Source organism: Fulvimonas yonginensis (assembly GCF_037137055.1).
GTDB classification, from domain to species: Bacteria; Pseudomonadota; Gammaproteobacteria; order Xanthomonadales; family Rhodanobacteraceae; genus Frateuria_A; species Frateuria_A yonginensis.
On sequence record NZ_JBBBNY010000001.1, the window covers coordinates 560244 to 578197 of the forward strand.

Consider the following 17954-nt stretch of genomic DNA (forward strand, 5'->3'; position numbering starts at 1 on the left):
TGGCGCCAGGGGTTCATCTGCTCATTCACCTGGTCTGGTTATTGCCTTCGCACATGTCTCTTGCCTTGCCTGCGATCTGTCCGAAGCCCATGGAGCTACGCCCATGCTTCGTTGTGAGCGCAGCAACGTCAAGGTCAGCGTGGCCATTGTGCTGACCCATAGTGCACCGAGCATGTCCCCGGGATAGTGCACTCCAAGGTAGATTCTTGCCCAGGCCATGGGCAAGCCAAGCAGGGCCACGGCCACGCCCCATCGATACGTAGAGCGCTGCAGTAACAAAATCCCGGCCAATGTCCATTGAGCGGTCAAGTGGTCGCTGGGAAAGCTTCCCGTGGCTGCATGCGTCATCCATGCTTGTCCGACTCCCGCAACGAACGGGCGGGCGCGTGGCCACAGCAAGGCCAGCCCAAGGTTCATTACCAGCGCTCCGGCGATGGCAAGCGTCGCGTCGACGACTATCCGGCGAGGCCACCGACGCGGCATCGCCCCCATCAAACCTAAGAGTGCCATGCCAGCCAGCAAGGGAGCATCGGCCAGGACGCGCGCGAACCGGGCCATGGTCATAGACGGCCTCTGAGCAGGATGGATATGCCGGAAGAGCCACACGTCCGCCCCATAAGCGGCAGCGGCTAAGTCATGCAACGAAGGCGTCATTGCGGAAGCTGCTCAGCGTGTGAAGCCGCCTCACGTGCCTCTCGCAGGATGCCGACCGCCTCCTTGAGGATGAATACCGCGATGCCGGCGCCGATCAGCAAGTCGGGAACCGCGCTGTGCAGAATCAGGACAAGCACGCCCGACGCGATCACCGCCAGGTTGGCAATCACGTCCACCCGGGTGAACAGCCAGGTGGCCCGGAGGTGGACTTCGCCACGGCGAAACCGTCCCAGCAGCCGCAGGACCGTGGTGTTGACCACCAGCGCCACCAACGCGATCGCCATCATCCAAAGGCCTTCCGGTGCGCTACCCGCCATGAAGCGCCATGCCACTCCTGCCAGGGCGCCCAGCCCCAGAAGCAAAAGCAGCGTACCGCTTGATCGCGCGGCAATGGCCTTGAAGCGGGCGTCACGGGTCCAGGCGAGCAGTCCTATCGCATAGGCACAGGCATCGGCCAGCATGTCCAGCGAGTCGGCAATCAACCCCATCGACTGCGCCGCCAGCCCGGCGATCAATCCAACGACGAACATCGTGGCATTGAGCGCAAGTGCAATACGCAGAATGCGGCGCTCTGCTTCGTTGGTGGCCTCGGCGTGGCATCCACAATCACTCATTGGTCGACCTCCGGTTTTTCGACAAGCACGTTGCCGGCTTGCGTCGTGGGCATACGGCTACGCCACGCGTTGATTGCAAAACCCAAACCCAGAATCAGGACGATGGCGACCTGAGACAGCACCGACTGCCACGTTGGAAAAATACCCAGGAGCTCCACATGCGGTACCGGCGCCGGGCTCACCGCCAGCCAGCCCGCTTCCTGCAATGCAGCAACCCCTTTGCCCGTGAGTACGATGGCCAGTATCGCGATCAGTGCGGAACTCGCGGTAAAAAAGTGCGCCAGTGGCAGGCGCCGACTGGTGCGGAGCAAGACCCAAGCGATCACAACTAGGACGCCAGCGCCCGCAGCAATGCCGCCGAGCAGCCAGGCTTCCTGGCCCTCACTCCATAGAGCGGCATAAAACAGGATCGTCTCGAAGACCTCCCGATACACCGAGATGAACGCCAAGCCGAACAGGAACCACGCCGATCGCTGGTTGAGCGCTGCGGCCATTTTCTCCTTCAGGTAGCTCTGCCATCGTCCGCCGATACTCTTCTGGTGCATCCAGAGGCCGACACTGAGCAGGACGACGGCAGCGAACAAGGACGACAGCCCCTCGGTCAACTCACGGCCCGCGCCGCTGATCGAGATCGCATAGCTCGCCAGCGCCCATGTGATGCCGCCAGCCACCAGGGCCAGTGCCCAGCCTGCATGTACGTACCGGACTGCCTGAAGCCGCTCGGCCTTGCGCAGAAAGGCCAGCAAGGCCACCACGACCAGCATCGCCTCCAGTCCCTCGCGGACCAGAATCGTGAAGGCGCCGAGGAAGGTGGCGACGGGGTCGTCGGCCGTGGTGCTGATAGCTGCTTGAGCTTTGACCAGCAATGCGTCGATCTGATCGGCCTGCTGGGCTATCTCCGTCTGAGGCTTGCCGCTGGTCAGGGCGGTCCGGTAGGCCCCCATCGCCGTTTCAAGCGTTGCGCGCAGCGCGTTGTCACGTGCATTGAGCTGCGGCTCGACCGGTTCCACGCCATCGAGGTAGGCCGAGAGCGCCAGTTTGGCGGCCTCTGAGCGCTCCCCCGAGCGATAGGCCGTGACGCTTGCCGCCAGCCGCCCACGCGCCAGTGCGAGGCCTTGCGGCGCCTCTTCGATGCCCGCCGGGTGGGAGCGCAGGTAACCGAGGATGGCGCGAGCACGCTCGGTTCCAAGGGCCGGCGTCAACGCGGCAACCCGCGCCTGCGTCAGATCCTGCAGGCTCGCAATCTGCATGCGTGCTGCAGCGTCCTGCTGCCAGGCGTGCGCACCGGTCGTCGCTTCGGCGCCGTAGGCAAGGGAGCCTACGTAGTAGGCCAACGCCCATCGATCAGCCAGGGATAGTTGCTTCGCATAGCTGGCCATGGGTGTGCCGGCAACCCCTTGGCTGATGACCTCGTATAGCGACAGCGCACTTCGTTGATCGGCCCGGGCCTGGTTGGTGAAGTCCACCGGGCGTGGATCAAGCGAAAGCCCTGCCGGGCCGTCTCCTCGTCCCGTTGAGCCATGGCAAGCAGCGCAGTTTTGTTGGTACAGCGCCGCGCCGCGCGCCAGGTCCGGAGCCTGTGTCGGCGCTGTGGGGATGGGATAAGCCTGCAACAATCCGTCGGCAAGAGCATGAGCTTGCTGGGCGACGGTAGTCGGCGTGGCTTTCGCGTCGATGGCGGCCACCAGGTGGTTCGCCTGCTCGGCCAGCGATGATGAGGTGACGGTGGGTGGGAGTGCTTGAATGCGCTTACGCGCCGTGGCCGCGAACTCACGCATCTCGGCGTACTCGGAGGCGCTTATCACTGCGCCATCGCGTACCGCACCGGCGTAATCGATCGCGAGGTAGTCGAGCATCTGCCACGTCTGGGGCACGCTCGCCGGCGCGTCTTGGGCGAACGAGGAGAAGCCCCAAAGTAGAGCAACCGCAAGGCCCGCATTGCGCAAGAAATTGTAAATGCGACTCGTTATCATTTTTTCAGTATAGCCATTTCTCCTCTCACAGTAAGCCAACCGAGGTGTGGGCAGCGACAAGGCTCGTCGACTTGCTGGGGCAAGGGCATCCGATGCGGGGCGCATCAACGGTAGTGCCAGCCAGTGCTAAACGCGCCGTGACTGTTGAGCGCTGAGTAAACCAGCGCCGAGGTTAGTCTTCGCAAAACAACGTCCCGTGCGATCAGCGCGACTCATGCGTGATCAGGTAGGTCTGGCCACTTCACCATGGCAGCGCCATAGGCTCCCAGTGTCCTAGTAGCGCCTGCGCGAGCAGCCCCAGGACCAGTACCGCCACAACACCAGCGATGACCCCGCTGCCTGCCCAGTTGCCAAGAAGCTGGGGCGCGGCTTTCCTTTCATGGAAGTAAATCGGTGCAATCGCGCGAAGGTAGTAGAACAACGACACCACCGTGTTGAGGATCGCCACGACGGCCAGCCAGGCATAGCCCGCATCGATGGTGGCAAGAAACAGCGTGAGCTTGCCGACGAAGCCGGCCAGCGGCGGGATGCCGACGAGCGAGAGCAGGCTCAAGGTCAATCCTGCCGCCAGCAGCGGGCGATGATGCGCAAGCCCACTGTAGTCCGCCAGCTCCGTGCGCCCGCGCAACTGCACCACTACGGCGAAAGCGGTCAGGTTCGCGGCGGCGTAGCCGGCCAGGAAGAAAAGCAAGGCGGGCATCGCTTGCCCGCTTGCACCGATCACGGTGACCGCCATCAGTGCATAGCCGGCCTGCGACACCGACGACCAGCCGAGCAGCCGGCGCAAATCGGTTTGCCACAGCGCAGCCAGGTTGCCCAGCGTCATCGTCGCCACCGCTATCGCCGCCAGAAGCGGGCGCCAGCCGATGGCATCGGTCGGAAACACATGCAGCAGCCGCGCCAGCGCCAGTGCGGCGCCGATCTTCGGCACCACGGTGAGAAACGCCGCTGCCGGTGCCGGCGCGCCTTCGGCCACGTCGGGCAGCCAGGTATGCACCGGCACCGCGCCGAGCTCGAAGGCCACGCCGATCACCACCAAGGCCAGCGCGAGCAGCAACAGCGGCGATGCCGCCGCGTGCGTCAACGCCACTGCCATGTCCTGATAACCGGTGCGCCCCAGCAGCCCGAACAGCAGCGCGACGCCGAGCATCAGGAGCGTGTTGGCGAACGCGCCGATCAGGAAATACTTCATGCCGGCCTCCACCGACAACGCCCAGTCGCGATGCCAGGCGGCCAGCGTGTAGCCGGTCACCGACGACAGCAGCACGCCCATTACCAGCTGCAGCGTATCGGCGGCGCCGGCCATCGCCATCGCGCCCAGCGCGGACAGCAGCAGCATCGAGTAGTACTCGCCGTGCCGGCGTTCGTGGCGGAACCATTCTGGAGCAAGCAATACGGCGATGGCGGTCGCCGCCAGAATGATCAGGCGCGCCGCGATGCTGGCGCCGTCCAGCGCCCAGGTGCCGGAAAAGGTCAGCCGTGGCTGGCCGCTCCATTGCATCGCGCACAGCACGCCGGCCAGCGCCAGTCCAATCAGGGCCAGCGGCGCGCCCAGCCACTGCCGCCGCATCGGCGCGAACGAGGCCAGAAGCAGGCCTATCACCGCCGTCACCAGAACGGCGATTTCGGGCAGGACGTCGCCGAGCGGCATCGTCAGCGACTCCGCACCAGCGTCGCCGTGGCACTGTCGATGACCGCCAGCAGCTCATGAGGATAGACGCCGATCGCCACCACCAGCAGCAACAATGCGCCCAGCGGCACGAGCTCGCGCACGCGCAAGTCGGCGAAGTCCGCCCAGCGCGCGGGCATGGCGCCGAAGAACAGCCGCTGCAGCATCTGCAGGAACAGCGCCGCGGTGATCAGGATGCCGAGCAGGCCGATCGCGGCCAGCCATGGGTAGCTGGCGAAGGTGCCGGCAAAGATCTGGAACTCGGCCACGAAGCCGGCCAGCCCCGGCAGGCCGAGGCTGGCGAACGCCGCCACCGTCGCCGCCGCGGTCAGTCGCGGTGCCACCTGCGCCAGCCCGCCGTAGGCATCCATGTCGTACTCGCGCGCGCGCTGCCAGAACACCGCGGTGATCAGAAAAAGCGCCCCGGTGATCAACCCGTGCGCAACCATTTCAACCACCGCGCCGGTCAGTGCAAGCAGGCGTCCCGCGTCGCTGCCGGCCACCGCGCCGGCCGCGGCTACGCCGAGCACGGCGTAGCCCATGTGATTGACCGAGGTGTAGGCAATGCGCCGTTTCAGGTCTTGCTGGCCCAGCGCCACCAGCGATCCCCACAGGATCGAAATCACCGCCAGGATGCCCAGCGGCAGCGCGTAGCGGGCGAACGTGGCGCTCATCATCGAGAACGGAATGCGGATCAGACCGTACACGCCCATCTTCAGCAGCACGCCGGCCAGGATCGCCGACACCGGCCCGGGCGCATTGACGTGCGCGGGCGGCAGCCAGGTGTGCAGCGGAAACAGCGGCGTCTTGATGCCGAAGCCGAACACGAAGCCGAGCAGCACCAGTGCGCTGCGCACATCCATGCCGGCCAGCGGCTGCCGCGCGATCAGCTCGCGCATGTCGAAGGTCAGCGATCCGCTGCCGAGGGACAGGCCCAGGATCGCCAGCAGGATCGCCAGCGATCCGGCGAACGTGTAGACGAAGAACTTGAGCGCCGCGCGCGGGGCGTCGTCATGGCCCCAGCGGCCAATCAGGAAATACATGCCGACCAGGCTCAGGTCAAAAAATACGTAGAACAGAAGCAGGTCCAGCGCCATAAACACGCCCAGCGAGACCGCCTCGAGAAACAGGAACCACGCGTAATAGGCGCGCGCCCGCTGCTTGGTTTCGGCCGGCCAGGCAATCGCCGCCAGAAACAGCACGGCGCTCATGGCCGAGATCGCCAGTGCGATGCCGTCGATACCGACCCGCCACGCCACGCCCAGCGACGGAATCCAAGGCACCGTGGCCACCTGCTGGAACGCCGCTGCGCCGGCGCCGGTGTCGAAGCGGGCCCACACAATCAGCAACAGCACCAGAGGCACCGCGGCCACGCCGATGGCAATCCGCCGCGTCGTTTGCTCGGAGGCGTTCGGCAGGAACAGCAGCGCGAAAGCGCCTAGCAGCGGAACGAGGATGGCCAAAGTCAACATGTCAGCTCCCCAACAGAAGGATCACGGTCAACAGCGCGCCGCCGATCGCGAGCATCGCCACGTAGTGCTGCGACAACCCGGTTTGCAACCGCCGCGCGTCGAGGCCGCCGAGGCCCACCAGCGCGGCGGCACCCTCCGGCAGGCCGTCGGCAATGCGTTCGCCAAGGCGACGACCGAACACCGCCAGCGCCGTAGTGAATGTTTCGGTCGCGCGCACGCCACGATCGACGACGGCATCGTCGTCACGCGCGATACGTGTTGCCGTGCGGCGCCCGAGCCAGGCGACAGCACGCGGTGCGGCGTCGATCAGCGCGTCGTCCGCGCGCGCGGCGGCGCTGGCCAGCAGCAGCACCGGCATGGATACGCTCACGCGCAGCAGTGTCGGCAGGTTGCACCAGTCAGCCACGGCGGCCGGCGCTCCAGCCTGGCCTAGCATCGGATGACGCCGGACCAGCAGGTAGCCGGTCGCCAGACCCAGCGCCGCCAGCAGCAGCGATGCCGCCAGCGCCAGCGCATCCGATGCCGGCCACGCCACACCCAGCAGCTCGCCCAGCGCGGCCCGTATGCGCGGTAGCCACAGCAGCGACAGCACGAGCGTGACCAGCGCAAGGAGGCCGATCGCCATGCGCTCGATGCGATGTGGCGGCTCTGCCTGCACCGGCCGAGCGCCGAAACCGAAGGCTAGGCCCTGGAAGCGCGCCGCGTACACCGCGCTCAAGCCGCCGGCCAGCAACACCGCTGCCGCCAGCCACGGGCTGATCTGTCCGCCGGCCGCGGCAATCGCCTCCTTGGTCCAGGCCGCGCCCAGCGGCGGCACGCCGGCCAGCGCCAGCGCGGCCACCCCATTCATCGTTGCCACCCACGGCAAGGTGCGACCCAGCCGCATGCGCGCAAGCGTATAGCCGTCTATCCGTTGACCGGCGATGCCGGCGGCGAGAAACAGCGGCGCCTTGAAGCAGGCATGCGCGACCAGATGCGCCACGGCAACCGCGGGGTAGCCCGCGCCCACCGCGATGAACATCAGGCCGAAGTGGGCCGAGGTGGAAGCAGCCAGTAACTTCTTGGCGTGACTCTGCACGATGGCTACCGCACCGCCGGCGAGCGCGGTGGTCAGGCCGATCGCGATCGTTGCCGGGCCAAACCACGCCACACGGCTCAACTCCGGTTGCAGCCGCGCGAGGAGGTAGGCGCCAGCGGCGACCATGGTGGCCGCATGCAGCAGGGCCGAGACCGAGGTAGGCCCAGCCATGGCGCGAAACAGCCACGGCGAGAACGGCAGTTGGCCGGATTTCGACGCCGCCGACAGCAGCAGCCCGAACGTCAGCAGCGCCAGCGGCAAACCGTGCAACTGCGCCAGGTCGGCGTAGGCGAACGATCCGCTGCCGGCAAACGCGGCCATTGCCGCCAGGAACATGCCCAGATCGCCCAAGCGCGTCATCACGAACGCGTACAGGCCCGAAGCGGGGCGGCTGGCATCGCGCCACTGGTGCGCGATCAGCGCCCACGAGCAGGCGCCGACCAGTTCCCAGCCGATCAGCAGGGTCAGCAGATCGGCGGCGATCACCAGCAACTCCATCGCGCCGACGAACAACAGCAGCAGCGCCAGCAGCCGGCGCAAACCAGGACGCTCTTCGTGGAACGCCGCGTACGCCAGTACCGGCAGGGCGACGGCCGGCACCAGCAGCGCCACCGCCGCCGACAACGGCGTCAGCGCGACATGCAGAACGAGCAGCGGGCTCCACAACAGCTTGCCCTGCCAGCTTCCGGCCGCGGCAAACGTGACCAGCAACACCATCGCCGCCATGGTGGCGCCGGCCACCAGCGCCAGCCAGCCGCGCCGTTCCGAGCCGGCTGCGAACAGCGCGGCCCCCGCGAGCATCGGCAGCAGAGCCAGCATCCAAAGCATCAGTGCTTCATCGTCGTTAGGCCCTCGATCACGTCGACCTGACGCTTGCGGTAGACCGCCGTCACCAGCGCGAAACCGATCGCCATGTCGACCGCCATCACCGCCATCACGATGATCGCCAGCAACTGGCCCTTGGGGTCGCCGCCGGCACTGTCCGACCAGCAGCCGACCACGATCAACAGCACGCCGTTGAGCATCAGCTCCAGCCCCATCAGCAGCATCACGAAGGATTTTTGCGACAGCGCGCCGTACAGGCCCAGGCCGATCAGCGCAGCAGCGACCAGGAGGATCGCTTGGAGGCTCATGCGTGATGCTCCGGTGGTTGGTGCGGGTGGTCGTTTGCATGCCCGTGCGCCGGCTCGCCGGCCGTTACAGGCGCCGCCGCAGGTGCGTGCCCGCCGTGCCCGCCATGGCCGCCGCTGCGTTTCTCCGGCATGCGCCCCGCCGGTACCCCGTCGGGCGTCAGTGGCGGCGGCAGCGAGCCGGCATCAGCCGGGCCGAAACGGCCGCTGCGGCTGGACAGCACCACCGTGCCGATCATCGTCGCCAGCAGCGTCACCCCGGCGGTCTCGAAGATCAACATCGAGCGGCCGAGCAGTTCCATCCCCAGCTCGCGGATCACCGGCCGGCCAGCGGCGAGCGGGTGCTGCGGCAGATCGGTCAGCCACACCGCTGCCGCCAGCCCGGCAAACGCGAGCACCCCGGCGACGACCGCGAAACGTTCCTGATGCACCATGTTCATCGGGTTGAGCCCGGCCGGGTTCATCATGAACATCACCATGAACAGCGCCATCACCATCATCTCCACGCCCATCATGAAGATCGTGGCCACGCCCAGATACGGCGCGCGCAGCAGCAGCATGATCAGCCCGACGGCGATGAAGGAGATCAGCAGCAGGAACGCCGAGCGCACCATCGAGTCGGTGCGGAACACGCGCCAGCCGCTGACGATGGCGATCGCCGCCAGCGTCCAGAACGCCAGGTCGGTGCCGCTCACCACAACGCCACCACGCCGGCCAGCGCCAGGTCCAGGAAGGACAGCGGCAGCAGTACCGTCCACAGCACGGTGAGCATGCGCGACGGTGGCAGCCGCGCTAGGCTGTGGCCGGCACCGACCAGCAGCGTGATCAGCACCAGCATCTTCAGCGCCAGCCACCACGGGCCGGCCCGCACGGGACCCAGATAGCCGCCCAGAAATGCGGAGCTCGCCATCGCCGCGAACGCCACCAGCATCGCGTGGCGCGCCAGCTGCCAGGTCAGCCGCGCGGCGCCGGAAACTTCGCTGGCGGTGCCGCCGGCCAGGTCCGCCGAGTCGGCGTAGTCGAATGGTCCGCGCAGGCTCAGCGACAGCCCGAGCAAGAGAAACAGCAACAACCCCAGCGGCTGGCGCAACACGTTCCACACGTCGTGCTGGGACGCCACGATATCTGCCACCGATAGCGACTGCGCCGGCAGCGCGGTGCCGATCAGCACGAACATCGACAGCAGCATGATCGGCAGGCCCATCGCGGCATAGCGATACGCGCCGATCAGCGGCAGCGGCGCGTTGGCCGACCAGCCGTGCAGGAACACTGCGATCACGGTCAGCGTCTCCACCGCGCCCCACAGCACCACGCTGGCGGACGAATCGATCACCGCGACGCCCGGCGCCAGCGGCACCACCGCCAGCCCGATACCGGCCAGCGCCAGGTACAACGCCGGCGCGAGCGCCCAGTTGAGGCGATCCGGATGCTCGGTGCGGTTTTGCTGGCGCACGAGGCTCACGGCGACGGCGCGCCATGGTGCCAGCAGCGCGTCGCGCATGAGGTTGACCGGCGGTCGCTGCGCGATGAGCGCGAATGCCAGCGAATCGATCACGGCAACAAAAACGACGCTGCCACCCAGCAGCACCAGCGTGCCGAGCCAGGGCATCAGCGCGCTCACATTGCGTGCCCGTGATGGGTGGCGCCGGCTTCCTCTGGCGAATCCTTGGGCGGGCGATACATGCGGCGCAGCGCGGCTACATCAAAACTGTTGATCACCAGCATCGCCTCGTTCCACTCCAGGCCGCACAGCAGGGTGGCGAAAGCGTCATGGTTGGGTGCTGGCATGTTTACCGCGTCATCGGCCGGCAGCGGATCATGCCCAACATCCCGCTCATCCGCGTGCGATGCCGCGGCGGGTGCAAGATCGCCGGCGCGGCTCGCCAAGTGCATGGATTGTTCGGCCTCGTCCAGCCATTGATGCAAACGCGCGCGGACGTCGCCATCGCGTTGTGTGAGCACACGAAAGTCCAGTTCGCGGTAAGCCCGATCGTGCAGCCGCTCATCCACGGCGTCGCCGGCCGCACGCAGCGCCGCGCCGCCCAAGGCCTGCGCCATTGGTGGATCGAGCTGGCCCAGCCCCGCGGGAATCGCGGCGAACGCCCCGCTTCGCACCAGCGCCTTGCGCAGTGGCGCGATCGGAACGCTATCGCCGTGCTGGATGGCGCACGCCATTCGCCGGCAGCGCTCGGCTAGCGGGGCCAGCTCAAGCACCGCGAGCATTCTCGCCACGCCGCGCAAATGCTGCGCGGCGCGTTGGTGTTCGCGGTGAGCAAGCGTCCGCGCAATGCCGGGCGTATAGCGGTTGTCATCCTGGCCACTCTGCCCCGCCGAGGAGCCGGTCGCGCCGGAATCACCGAGCTTGGAGCTTTCGGAGGCTGCGGCACTGGATCCCTGTTTGTGCAGGATTGACGACTCATCGAGTGGTTCGACCTGTCTGACAGCGGCAGCGTGCGCAGCGTGCGGTGACGAAGGCGGTGCCGGCCACAGCGGCGGGCTTTCCATGCGCGCGTGCTGAATCACATCACCCTGCAGAGTGAGCGTCAGCACCAAGCCCGCCGGCAGCGTCGGCATGAACGGACCCAGCCGCAGCGTGTAGACATCGAGCGCGAGGCCGTCGCGCAGGTCGTCGTCGGTCATCGGCATGGGCCGGCCGTACGGCGTGCCACCCATCATGCCCTTGCCGCCCTGGCCGTATTCGCCGATACCGCGCCATGGCGCGGGGGGTTCATCCGGCAGCAGGTCCGATTCGGACGGGTGCTCACCGGTCAACAGTTGCCGATACAACTCGCGCAACGCCAGCACGGGAGCGGCGTGCGGCGGCAGCGTGCGTGGCGTGCCGAAGTGGGCGGGAATGTCGCTGGCCCAGCACAGCGTGGCACGCGGGTGCGGCAACTGATCGTGCAGGCGGCGCAGGGATGCAACGTCTCGCTCTCGTACTCCACCGGCCACCAGCAGCACGCTGGCGTGACGTGGGCTCGCCACGCGCTCGATTTCCGCGCGCAGGCACAGATCGTCGACGCGATCGCTGGTGCCTTCCCCCACGGCGACGAACACCGCCACCGGTGCGGCCGCAGCGAGTGCGCGCCGTGCGCTCATTGCCACCGGAAAATCCCTTCGCGCCAGCCGTACACGAGGCCGACGGCGAGAATGACCAAAAACATGCCCATTTCCATGAGCGCCTTGCCGCCCTCGGCCACGAACACCACCGCCCACGGGTACATGAACATCATCTCCATCTCGAAGGCGATGAACAGCAGCAGCATTGGATAGCAGCGCAGGTGATAACGCTGCCATGCATGTGTCTCTGCCTCCCCACCGCCCATGTACGGCGCCTGTTGCGAGTACGAGACGGCGCGGTCGTACCCCAGGTATCGCAGTGCCGCTGCAGTACCTGCCGACCACGCTAGAACCAGAATCAGGGAAACGACATTGTTCACATCGATAGTCCACTTCAAACGCAGTGAAAGGGAGATGTAATGCACAGCGATTGGCTGTGCCGCCTACGAGTTGGGCGCATCCTCCGCCGAAGGTGGCTGCGCCGTCACCGTGTCGATGGCCCGGCCAGCCGCCGGTGCTGCATGCGCCTGCTTGGTCGGCGCCAGCTTTTTTTGCGCGCCCTGCGGGCCGGTTCCCGGCCGACCGCCGTTCATCAGCGCGAACACCGATGGCAGCCGGCGTGCCAGCAGCAGCCCCACGGACATGCCGATGGCCACGGTAATCGCCACGCTTGCCACGTAATGCGCGATCAGCCACCCGTCTGCATGTGAGGGCAGCAGTGGCCACAGCAGAATCTTGACCTCGGCGATCAGCGGGTAATGCGCCGAATGGAGAAAAAACGCCAAGCCGCCAAACCGGGCGATGGTTGCGCCCGTGCGGGTCTGCGCCCACTGCTGAAAACAGCCCCAGCAGGCGAGCACGCCCAGCAGCCGCATCGAGCGGGTAGCGGCGGTGAGCAGTTCGGGACGATGCGCACCGAGATCGATGAACAGCGGCGCCACGGTGCGCAGCGTGACCACCACCAGGTAAGCCACCAGCAACCACCAGCTCGTCGTACGTCCGATGTGCAGTGGAACGCGGCGGATGCGCAAGAATCCGCCCAGATAGAAGAAGAACACCACGTCGGTACGGAAAAAAATCAGCAGATCGCTGCCGATGATCCACGCCACCCCGAGAAACGCCATGCCCAGATACGGCGTGTGCTTGAGCGAAAGCCAGAGCAGCGGGCTCACCAGCGCGGTCACGAACAGATCGCGCACGAACCAGAACTGGAAGCCGACCGGATGGGCGGTGATGCCGAAGATCGCGTTGACGAAATCCATCGCGCTGGCGTGGCCGAGCCGGATGTTCATCTGGCCCAGCAACGGATAGGCCGGATTCCACACAAACAGCAGGGCCAGCACGGCCAGGTACAGCACGTTCCACGACACCATTGGCAGGTAAATCGAGGTGAACCGCCGACCGATACGGTGACGCAGGCTGGCCGAAGCGTTGCCGGCGTCGAACGAGTAGAACAGCCACCCCGACACCATGCTCAGCAGCGGCACCACGCTGAAAAAAAAGAACAGCGTGAAGCTGTTGACGAAGGTGGCCAGCCGATGCCCCGACGCCTCCATGCCCGAGAACGGATTGGCGCTCACGTCGGGATACTGCTCGTAATGCAGAAACACCAGCCCAATGATCAGCACGATCCGCGCGAAGCTGATGGTTTGCGAGATCGCCTGCGGCGAAAGCCCCAGGGAGTTACCCCGAAGCGTGTGCTCCAGCGCTTGGCGGTACTGCAGAAAGGCCATGTCCGTGTCCTACGACGCCGCCAAAAAATCTTCAAACCTCACCCAAGGCGATCGGGCGGCTCCGTTCACTGCGGGGTGCTTTGCGCCACGGACTGCCACTGGATGGCGGTGATTTTCCACTGTTTTCCATGCTGCTTCAGCGTGAGCAACTCGCGACTCCTCACGGTGCTCGGCTTGTCCTTCGCGCCGCTGACGATGGTGCTTTCACTGCCGACCATGACGGTGTCGCCCATCGTTATGGAGGCCCGCGACACCGGCGTCACGGTGGCGGACTTCAAATAGGCGATGTCGCCACTCAGATGATCGGCGGCGTACGCCTCGCGCGACTGCGTCTGGCCGCTTTCGCTGATGGTCACCTCCGGTGACAGCAGGGCCAGTACCGCATCGCGATCGCCACGCTGCAGCGCCTGTTGGAACGACTTCGCCACGGCCTCGGCCTCCGGCGCCGCGCCGGGCTTCATGCCATCGAACGAAAGCGGCGCAGCGGCGGCCGGTGCAGCGGCAGCATGATGGTCATCCGCGTCAGTGGCGGCGCCATCGCTGTGGGCGGGCATGCCAGGCATGTCCTGCATGCCCGGTGCCGCTGGGGCGCCATCGCCATGACCGTGGCTGTGGCCGCCATCGCCGCCCATGTCCATGTCCTCATCCGGCGGTGCCCGGGCGACGATGTCCTTGTATTGCGCCGCCGTCATGTCCGGCAGCTTCTGCAGGAACGCGACCATGCTCCAGATCGCCGGGTCTTCATGGCTGAAACCCCAGGCCGGCATCGCACTCATCTTGATGCCGTGCTTGATTACCCAGAAAGCATCTTTTGGATCGACCCGTTCCTGCGCCAGGTTGGGCGGCTGCGGGTACAGCCCGGGGCGGATCTCTGAATCGGTTTGGCCGGGTGTGAGATGGCATTGGGTGCACATGGCCGCGTACTGGCCGGCACCTTTGAGGATCAGTTGCGGGTCCTCCAGGTCGGGCACCTTGATGTCTTGCGAGCGCACATGGATCGAGCGCTCGCGCAAGGTCTGCAAGGCCGAATGGACGAGTTTGGTGTGGTGATCGTCGGCGCCGATGTTGTAGAGGCCCGAGTAGACGAACGCCCCGGCACCCAGCGCGAGAACCGCCAGAACGGCGACGACGGTGATGCTGTGATGCTTGATGTGTTTTTTCATGATGGATTCCCCTTCAGAACCAAATGCGCACGCCCGCCACGAACTGCGGGTCGAATACGGGTTGATGGTCGCGCTGCGCGTAACCGGCGGTAGCGCCGAAGCGGCGCACCCAGTTCACGCCGACATATGGCGCGAACTCGCGGCGGATCTCATAGCGCAGGCGCAGCCCCAGCGAAGCGTCGGAGACGCCGGCGCCAAGGCGACGCGCCGGGTCGGCCTTGCCGTAGGCGTTGAGCTCGAACTCCGGCGTGAGGATCAGCCGCTGGGTGAACAGCACGTCGTAGGTGGCCCGAAAGCGCGCTGCGGTTCGACCCGATTGACCGACGTAGGCCGTCGCTTCCACGTCAAAAAAGTACGGCGCCAGGCCTTCCACGCCAAAGGCGGCCCAGGTGCGCCCGGGGTCCACGCCGATGTCCCGTCGAACGCCCAGCTGGGTCGACCAGTAGGTCGCCATCAGATGGTTCCACAGCACTTCGGCACTGCCGTCTTCGAGACGTCCGGCACTGCGCTCGCCTTCGCTGCGCAGCCACAGCTTGTCGGTGTCGCCGCCATACCAGGCCTGCAGCTCCCAGGCCTGGCCGTTGGCGTTCCGCCCGTGCACCGCTTCGAGGTTGTCCAGCAGCAGTCGCCCCACCTTGGGCGGCACCATGTCCATGCCCGACCTGTCGCCGTAGCCGACGCCGTCGGAGTAATCGGGGCTGCGTGCATCCGGCGGGGCGTTGCCGCCCTGCATGGCGCCCATCGCCATGCCGGACATGCTGTCGCCGGAAGCATTGCCCGACATCCCAGACATCGACGACGACGCCGACGGACGCGCGCCTTTGGCATGGTCTGCATGGTCCATCCCGGGCATTGCCCCCTGCTGCATGCCGCCCATGTCCATCGAGCCCATGTCCATCGTCCCTGTCGAGAGTGCCTTGGCGGCAGTGGCGGGATCGGGCATTTGGCCGTGCTTCATCCCGGCCATGTCGCCATCTTTTGCGGCAGGGCTGGCCCCGGCTGCTGCCGGGGTGCTGGACGCGCTGGCCGGCATCGGCATGTTGCCCATGTCCATGCCACCCATGTCCATCGAGCTCATGGATGAAGGCGGGCTGCTGGATGAGGTCGCCGGTACGGATTCGGAGTGTTGCATGCCGGACATGGCCCCATGGTCCATGCTAGCCATGCGATCGCCTTTCCCGGAGCGAGTCGGCTCGGATGCTGCCGGAGCCCTCGTGCTGGACGTGCTGGCGGGCATCGGCATGCCGCCTATGTCCATGGAGCCCATGTCCATCGAACTCATATCCATCGAGCCCATGGGCTGGGACGCACTGCTGGATGATGAAGTGGACGAGCCGGGCGCCGACTGCGCGGCGACCGGCAATGCCACCGCACCGCCGGCAGCGAGCGCGATAGCGAGCGCCGTGCGAAGCGGGTGTTGCAAGGTGCTGACCCGCCTCATGACACCACCACTTCGCGGAACATGCCCGCTTCCATGTGGTAGAGCATGTGGCAATGGTAGGCCCAGCGCCCCACGGCATCGGCGCTCACGGCATAAGTGACCCGCTGCGCGGGCTGCACGCTGATGGTGTGCTTGCGTACCTGGAACGCGCCGTCGGGATTCTCCAGCTCGCTCCACATACCGTGCAGGTGGATCGGGTGAGGCATCATGGTGTCGTTCACCAGCACGACGCGCAGCCGCTCGCCGGCGCGGAAATGCACCGGCTTGGCATCCGTGAACGGCACGCCGTCGAAAGACCACATGTAGCGCTCCATGTTGCCGGTGAGGTGCAGCTCGATCTCGCGGCCGGGCTCGCGCCGGTCGATCGGCCCACCGATGGTGTGCAAGTCGGCGTAGGTCAGCACCCGCCGACCGTTGTCGCGAAGGCCCACGCCTGGGTCGTCCAGGTTGGTGCGCGGCATGTCCACGTGCATGTCCACGCTGGGGCCGTACTCGGTACGGGCGTGGTGGACGGCGGGCGCCTTGTTCCCACCCATGTCCATCCCGGACATCCCGGACATGCCGGACATGCCGGACATGTCCATGCCCTGCATGCCACCACCGCTGTGACCGCCATTCCCCATCGCCATGGCGCCCATCATGTCGACCATCGCCAGGCGCGTACGCGGGTCCATCGCCGGTACCTCGGCCTGCATGCCCAGACGCGGCGTCAGCGTGCCGCGGGCGTAGCCGGTGCGATCGATCGACTGGGCAAACACGGTATAAGCGCGGTCTTCCTGCGGCTCCACCAGCACGTCGTAGATCTCGGCCACGCCAATGCGGAACTCGTCCACCGGCACCGGCTCCACGTCCTGACCGTCGGCGGCGATCACGGTCATCTTCAGTCCGGGAATGCGCACGTCGAAATAGGTCATCGCCGAGCCGTTGATGAATCGCAGGCGCACCTTTTCGCCGGGCCGGAACAGGCCGCTCCAGTTACCGTTCGGCGTCGTGCCATTCATCAGGTAGGTGTAGGTGTAGCCCGACACGTCGCTCAAGTCGCTCGGGCTCATGCGCATGGTGTTCCACATCTTGCGCTTGGCCAGTGCTGCTTGGAGGCCCATGGTGCGCACGTCGCGGAAAAACTCCGGCGCGGTCGGCTCGGCAAAGTTGTAGTAATCGCTTTGGCGCTTGAGCGTGGCGAAGATGTGCTCCGGATCGTCATCGCTCCAGTCGCTGAGCATCACCACGTGGTCGCGATCGACGCGGTGCCGCTCGCCGCCGGCCGGGTCGATCACGATCGCACCGTACAGGCCGGACTGCTCCTGGAAGCGCGAATGCGAGTGGTACCAGTAGGTGCCGCTCTGCTTCACCGGGAAGCGGTAAGTGAAGGTTTCGCTCGGCGCGATGCCGGGGAAGCTGATGCCTGGCACGCCGTCCATCTGGAACGGCAGCAGGATGCCGTGCCAGTGGATCGAGGTAGGCACCGCCAGCCGGTTGGTCACGCGCAGCATCACGGTGTCACCCTCGCGCCAGTGCAAAATCGGGCCGGGAAGGCTGCCATTGATGGTGGTGGCGATACGCCGCGCACCGGTGAAGTCGACGGGGGTTTCGCCGATGGTCAGGTCGAAGGTGTCGCCGCGCAGCCGCGGCATCGCCGAGGCGGGCATCGCCGGGCCGGCGGCGCCCCAGGCACGGCCGGGCGCCAGCAGCCCGAGGCCGGCCGCGGTACCACCGGCCGCCAGGCCGAGCACGAAGTGACGGCGTGAACGATCCACCCCGTCGGGAGGAAGGAAAGGATTCATAGGGGGACTCCATCTGCGCATCCACGGGCACGGACCATGCCTCGTGAATCGTAAAGAACGCGGGCGTGTAGCCTGAGGCTCAACGCACCACAGAGGTCATGCAGCGCAGAGTCAGACGGACGGCGGTCGCAGGGGTGGCGTCATCGCCACGGCCGGCGCATGGGGCACACGAAGGTGACCAAA

Annotated in this window: 15 protein-coding genes; all 15 read right to left on the minus strand. The window is 66.4% G+C overall.

What is annotated here, in order from left to right; translation table 11 throughout:
* Positions 1 to 21 precede the first annotated feature (21 nt).
* Positions 22 to 654, minus strand: a complete 633-nt coding sequence (locus WAT24_RS02465) for a phosphatase PAP2 family protein (protein ID WP_336806232.1) — start codon at positions 652 to 654, stop codon at positions 22 to 24.
* The gene (locus WAT24_RS02470) at positions 651 to 1268 is read right to left on the minus strand and encodes a cation efflux transmembrane domain-containing protein (RefSeq protein ID WP_336806233.1); all 618 of its coding nucleotides are present in this window, start codon (positions 1266 to 1268) and stop codon (positions 651 to 653) included. The genes WAT24_RS02465 and WAT24_RS02470 overlap by 4 nt, the downstream gene beginning before the upstream one ends.
* Positions 1265 to 3124 carry an FTR1 family protein gene (locus WAT24_RS02475; RefSeq protein WP_336806234.1) on the minus strand — a complete coding sequence of 620 codons (1860 nt, stop codon included), beginning with the start codon at positions 3122 to 3124 and terminating at the stop codon, positions 1265 to 1267. Before WAT24_RS02475 ends, WAT24_RS02470 begins: the two co-directional genes overlap by 4 nt.
* A 358-nt stretch (positions 3125 to 3482) precedes the next feature.
* The gene (locus tag WAT24_RS02480; protein WP_336806235.1) at positions 3483 to 4892 is read right to left on the minus strand and encodes an NADH-quinone oxidoreductase subunit N; all 1410 of its coding nucleotides are present in this window, start codon (positions 4890 to 4892) and stop codon (positions 3483 to 3485) included.
* 2 nt (positions 4893 to 4894) lie between these two features.
* Positions 4895 to 6382, minus strand: coding sequence for a complex I subunit 4 family protein (locus WAT24_RS02485; protein WP_336806236.1), 1488 nt, complete (start codon positions 6380 to 6382; stop codon positions 4895 to 4897).
* Position 6383: 1 nt separating this feature from the next.
* Entirely contained in the window at positions 6384 to 8279 is a 1896-nt protein-coding gene (locus tag WAT24_RS02490) for an NADH-quinone oxidoreductase subunit 5 family protein (protein WP_336806237.1), read from the minus strand.
* 8 nt (positions 8280 to 8287) lie between these two features.
* Complete coding sequence (gene nuoK / locus WAT24_RS02495) at positions 8288 to 8593, minus strand: NADH-quinone oxidoreductase subunit NuoK (RefSeq protein ID WP_336806238.1); 306 nt, start codon at positions 8591 to 8593, stop codon at positions 8288 to 8290.
* Positions 8590 to 9285, minus strand: coding sequence for an NADH-quinone oxidoreductase subunit J family protein (locus WAT24_RS02500; RefSeq protein WP_336806239.1), 696 nt, complete (start codon positions 9283 to 9285; stop codon positions 8590 to 8592). The genes nuoK and WAT24_RS02500 overlap by 4 nt, the downstream gene beginning before the upstream one ends.
* Entirely contained in the window at positions 9282 to 10211 is a 930-nt protein-coding gene (locus tag WAT24_RS02505) for an NADH-quinone oxidoreductase subunit H (RefSeq protein ID WP_336806240.1), read from the minus strand. The genes WAT24_RS02500 and WAT24_RS02505 overlap by 4 nt, the downstream gene beginning before the upstream one ends.
* The gene (locus tag WAT24_RS02510) at positions 10208 to 11689 is read right to left on the minus strand and encodes an NADH-quinone oxidoreductase subunit D-related protein (RefSeq protein ID WP_336806241.1); all 1482 of its coding nucleotides are present in this window, start codon (positions 11687 to 11689) and stop codon (positions 10208 to 10210) included. The genes WAT24_RS02505 and WAT24_RS02510 overlap by 4 nt, the downstream gene beginning before the upstream one ends.
* A complete protein-coding gene (locus WAT24_RS02515) occupies positions 11686 to 12030 on the minus strand; it encodes an NADH-quinone oxidoreductase subunit A (RefSeq protein ID WP_336806242.1) in 345 nt (114 codons plus the stop codon). Before WAT24_RS02515 ends, WAT24_RS02510 begins: the two co-directional genes overlap by 4 nt.
* Before the next feature lie 63 nt (positions 12031 to 12093).
* The gene (locus tag WAT24_RS02520; protein ID WP_336806243.1) at positions 12094 to 13383 is read right to left on the minus strand and encodes an acyltransferase family protein; all 1290 of its coding nucleotides are present in this window, start codon (positions 13381 to 13383) and stop codon (positions 12094 to 12096) included.
* A 65-nt stretch (positions 13384 to 13448) separates the two neighbouring features.
* Complete coding sequence (locus WAT24_RS02525; RefSeq protein ID WP_336806244.1) at positions 13449 to 14546, minus strand: c-type cytochrome; 1098 nt, start codon at positions 14544 to 14546, stop codon at positions 13449 to 13451.
* A 13-nt stretch (positions 14547 to 14559) separates the two neighbouring features.
* Positions 14560 to 15687: a copper resistance protein B gene (locus tag WAT24_RS02530; protein ID WP_336806245.1), complete on the minus strand. Its 1128-nt coding sequence runs from the start codon at positions 15685 to 15687 to the stop codon at positions 14560 to 14562.
* A gap of 296 nt (positions 15688 to 15983) precedes the next feature.
* Positions 15984 to 17771 (minus strand): copper resistance system multicopper oxidase, encoded by a 1788-nt coding sequence (locus WAT24_RS02535; protein ID WP_336806246.1) that lies wholly within the window; start codon positions 17769 to 17771, stop codon positions 15984 to 15986.
* Between the last annotated feature and the right edge of the window lie 183 nt (positions 17772 to 17954).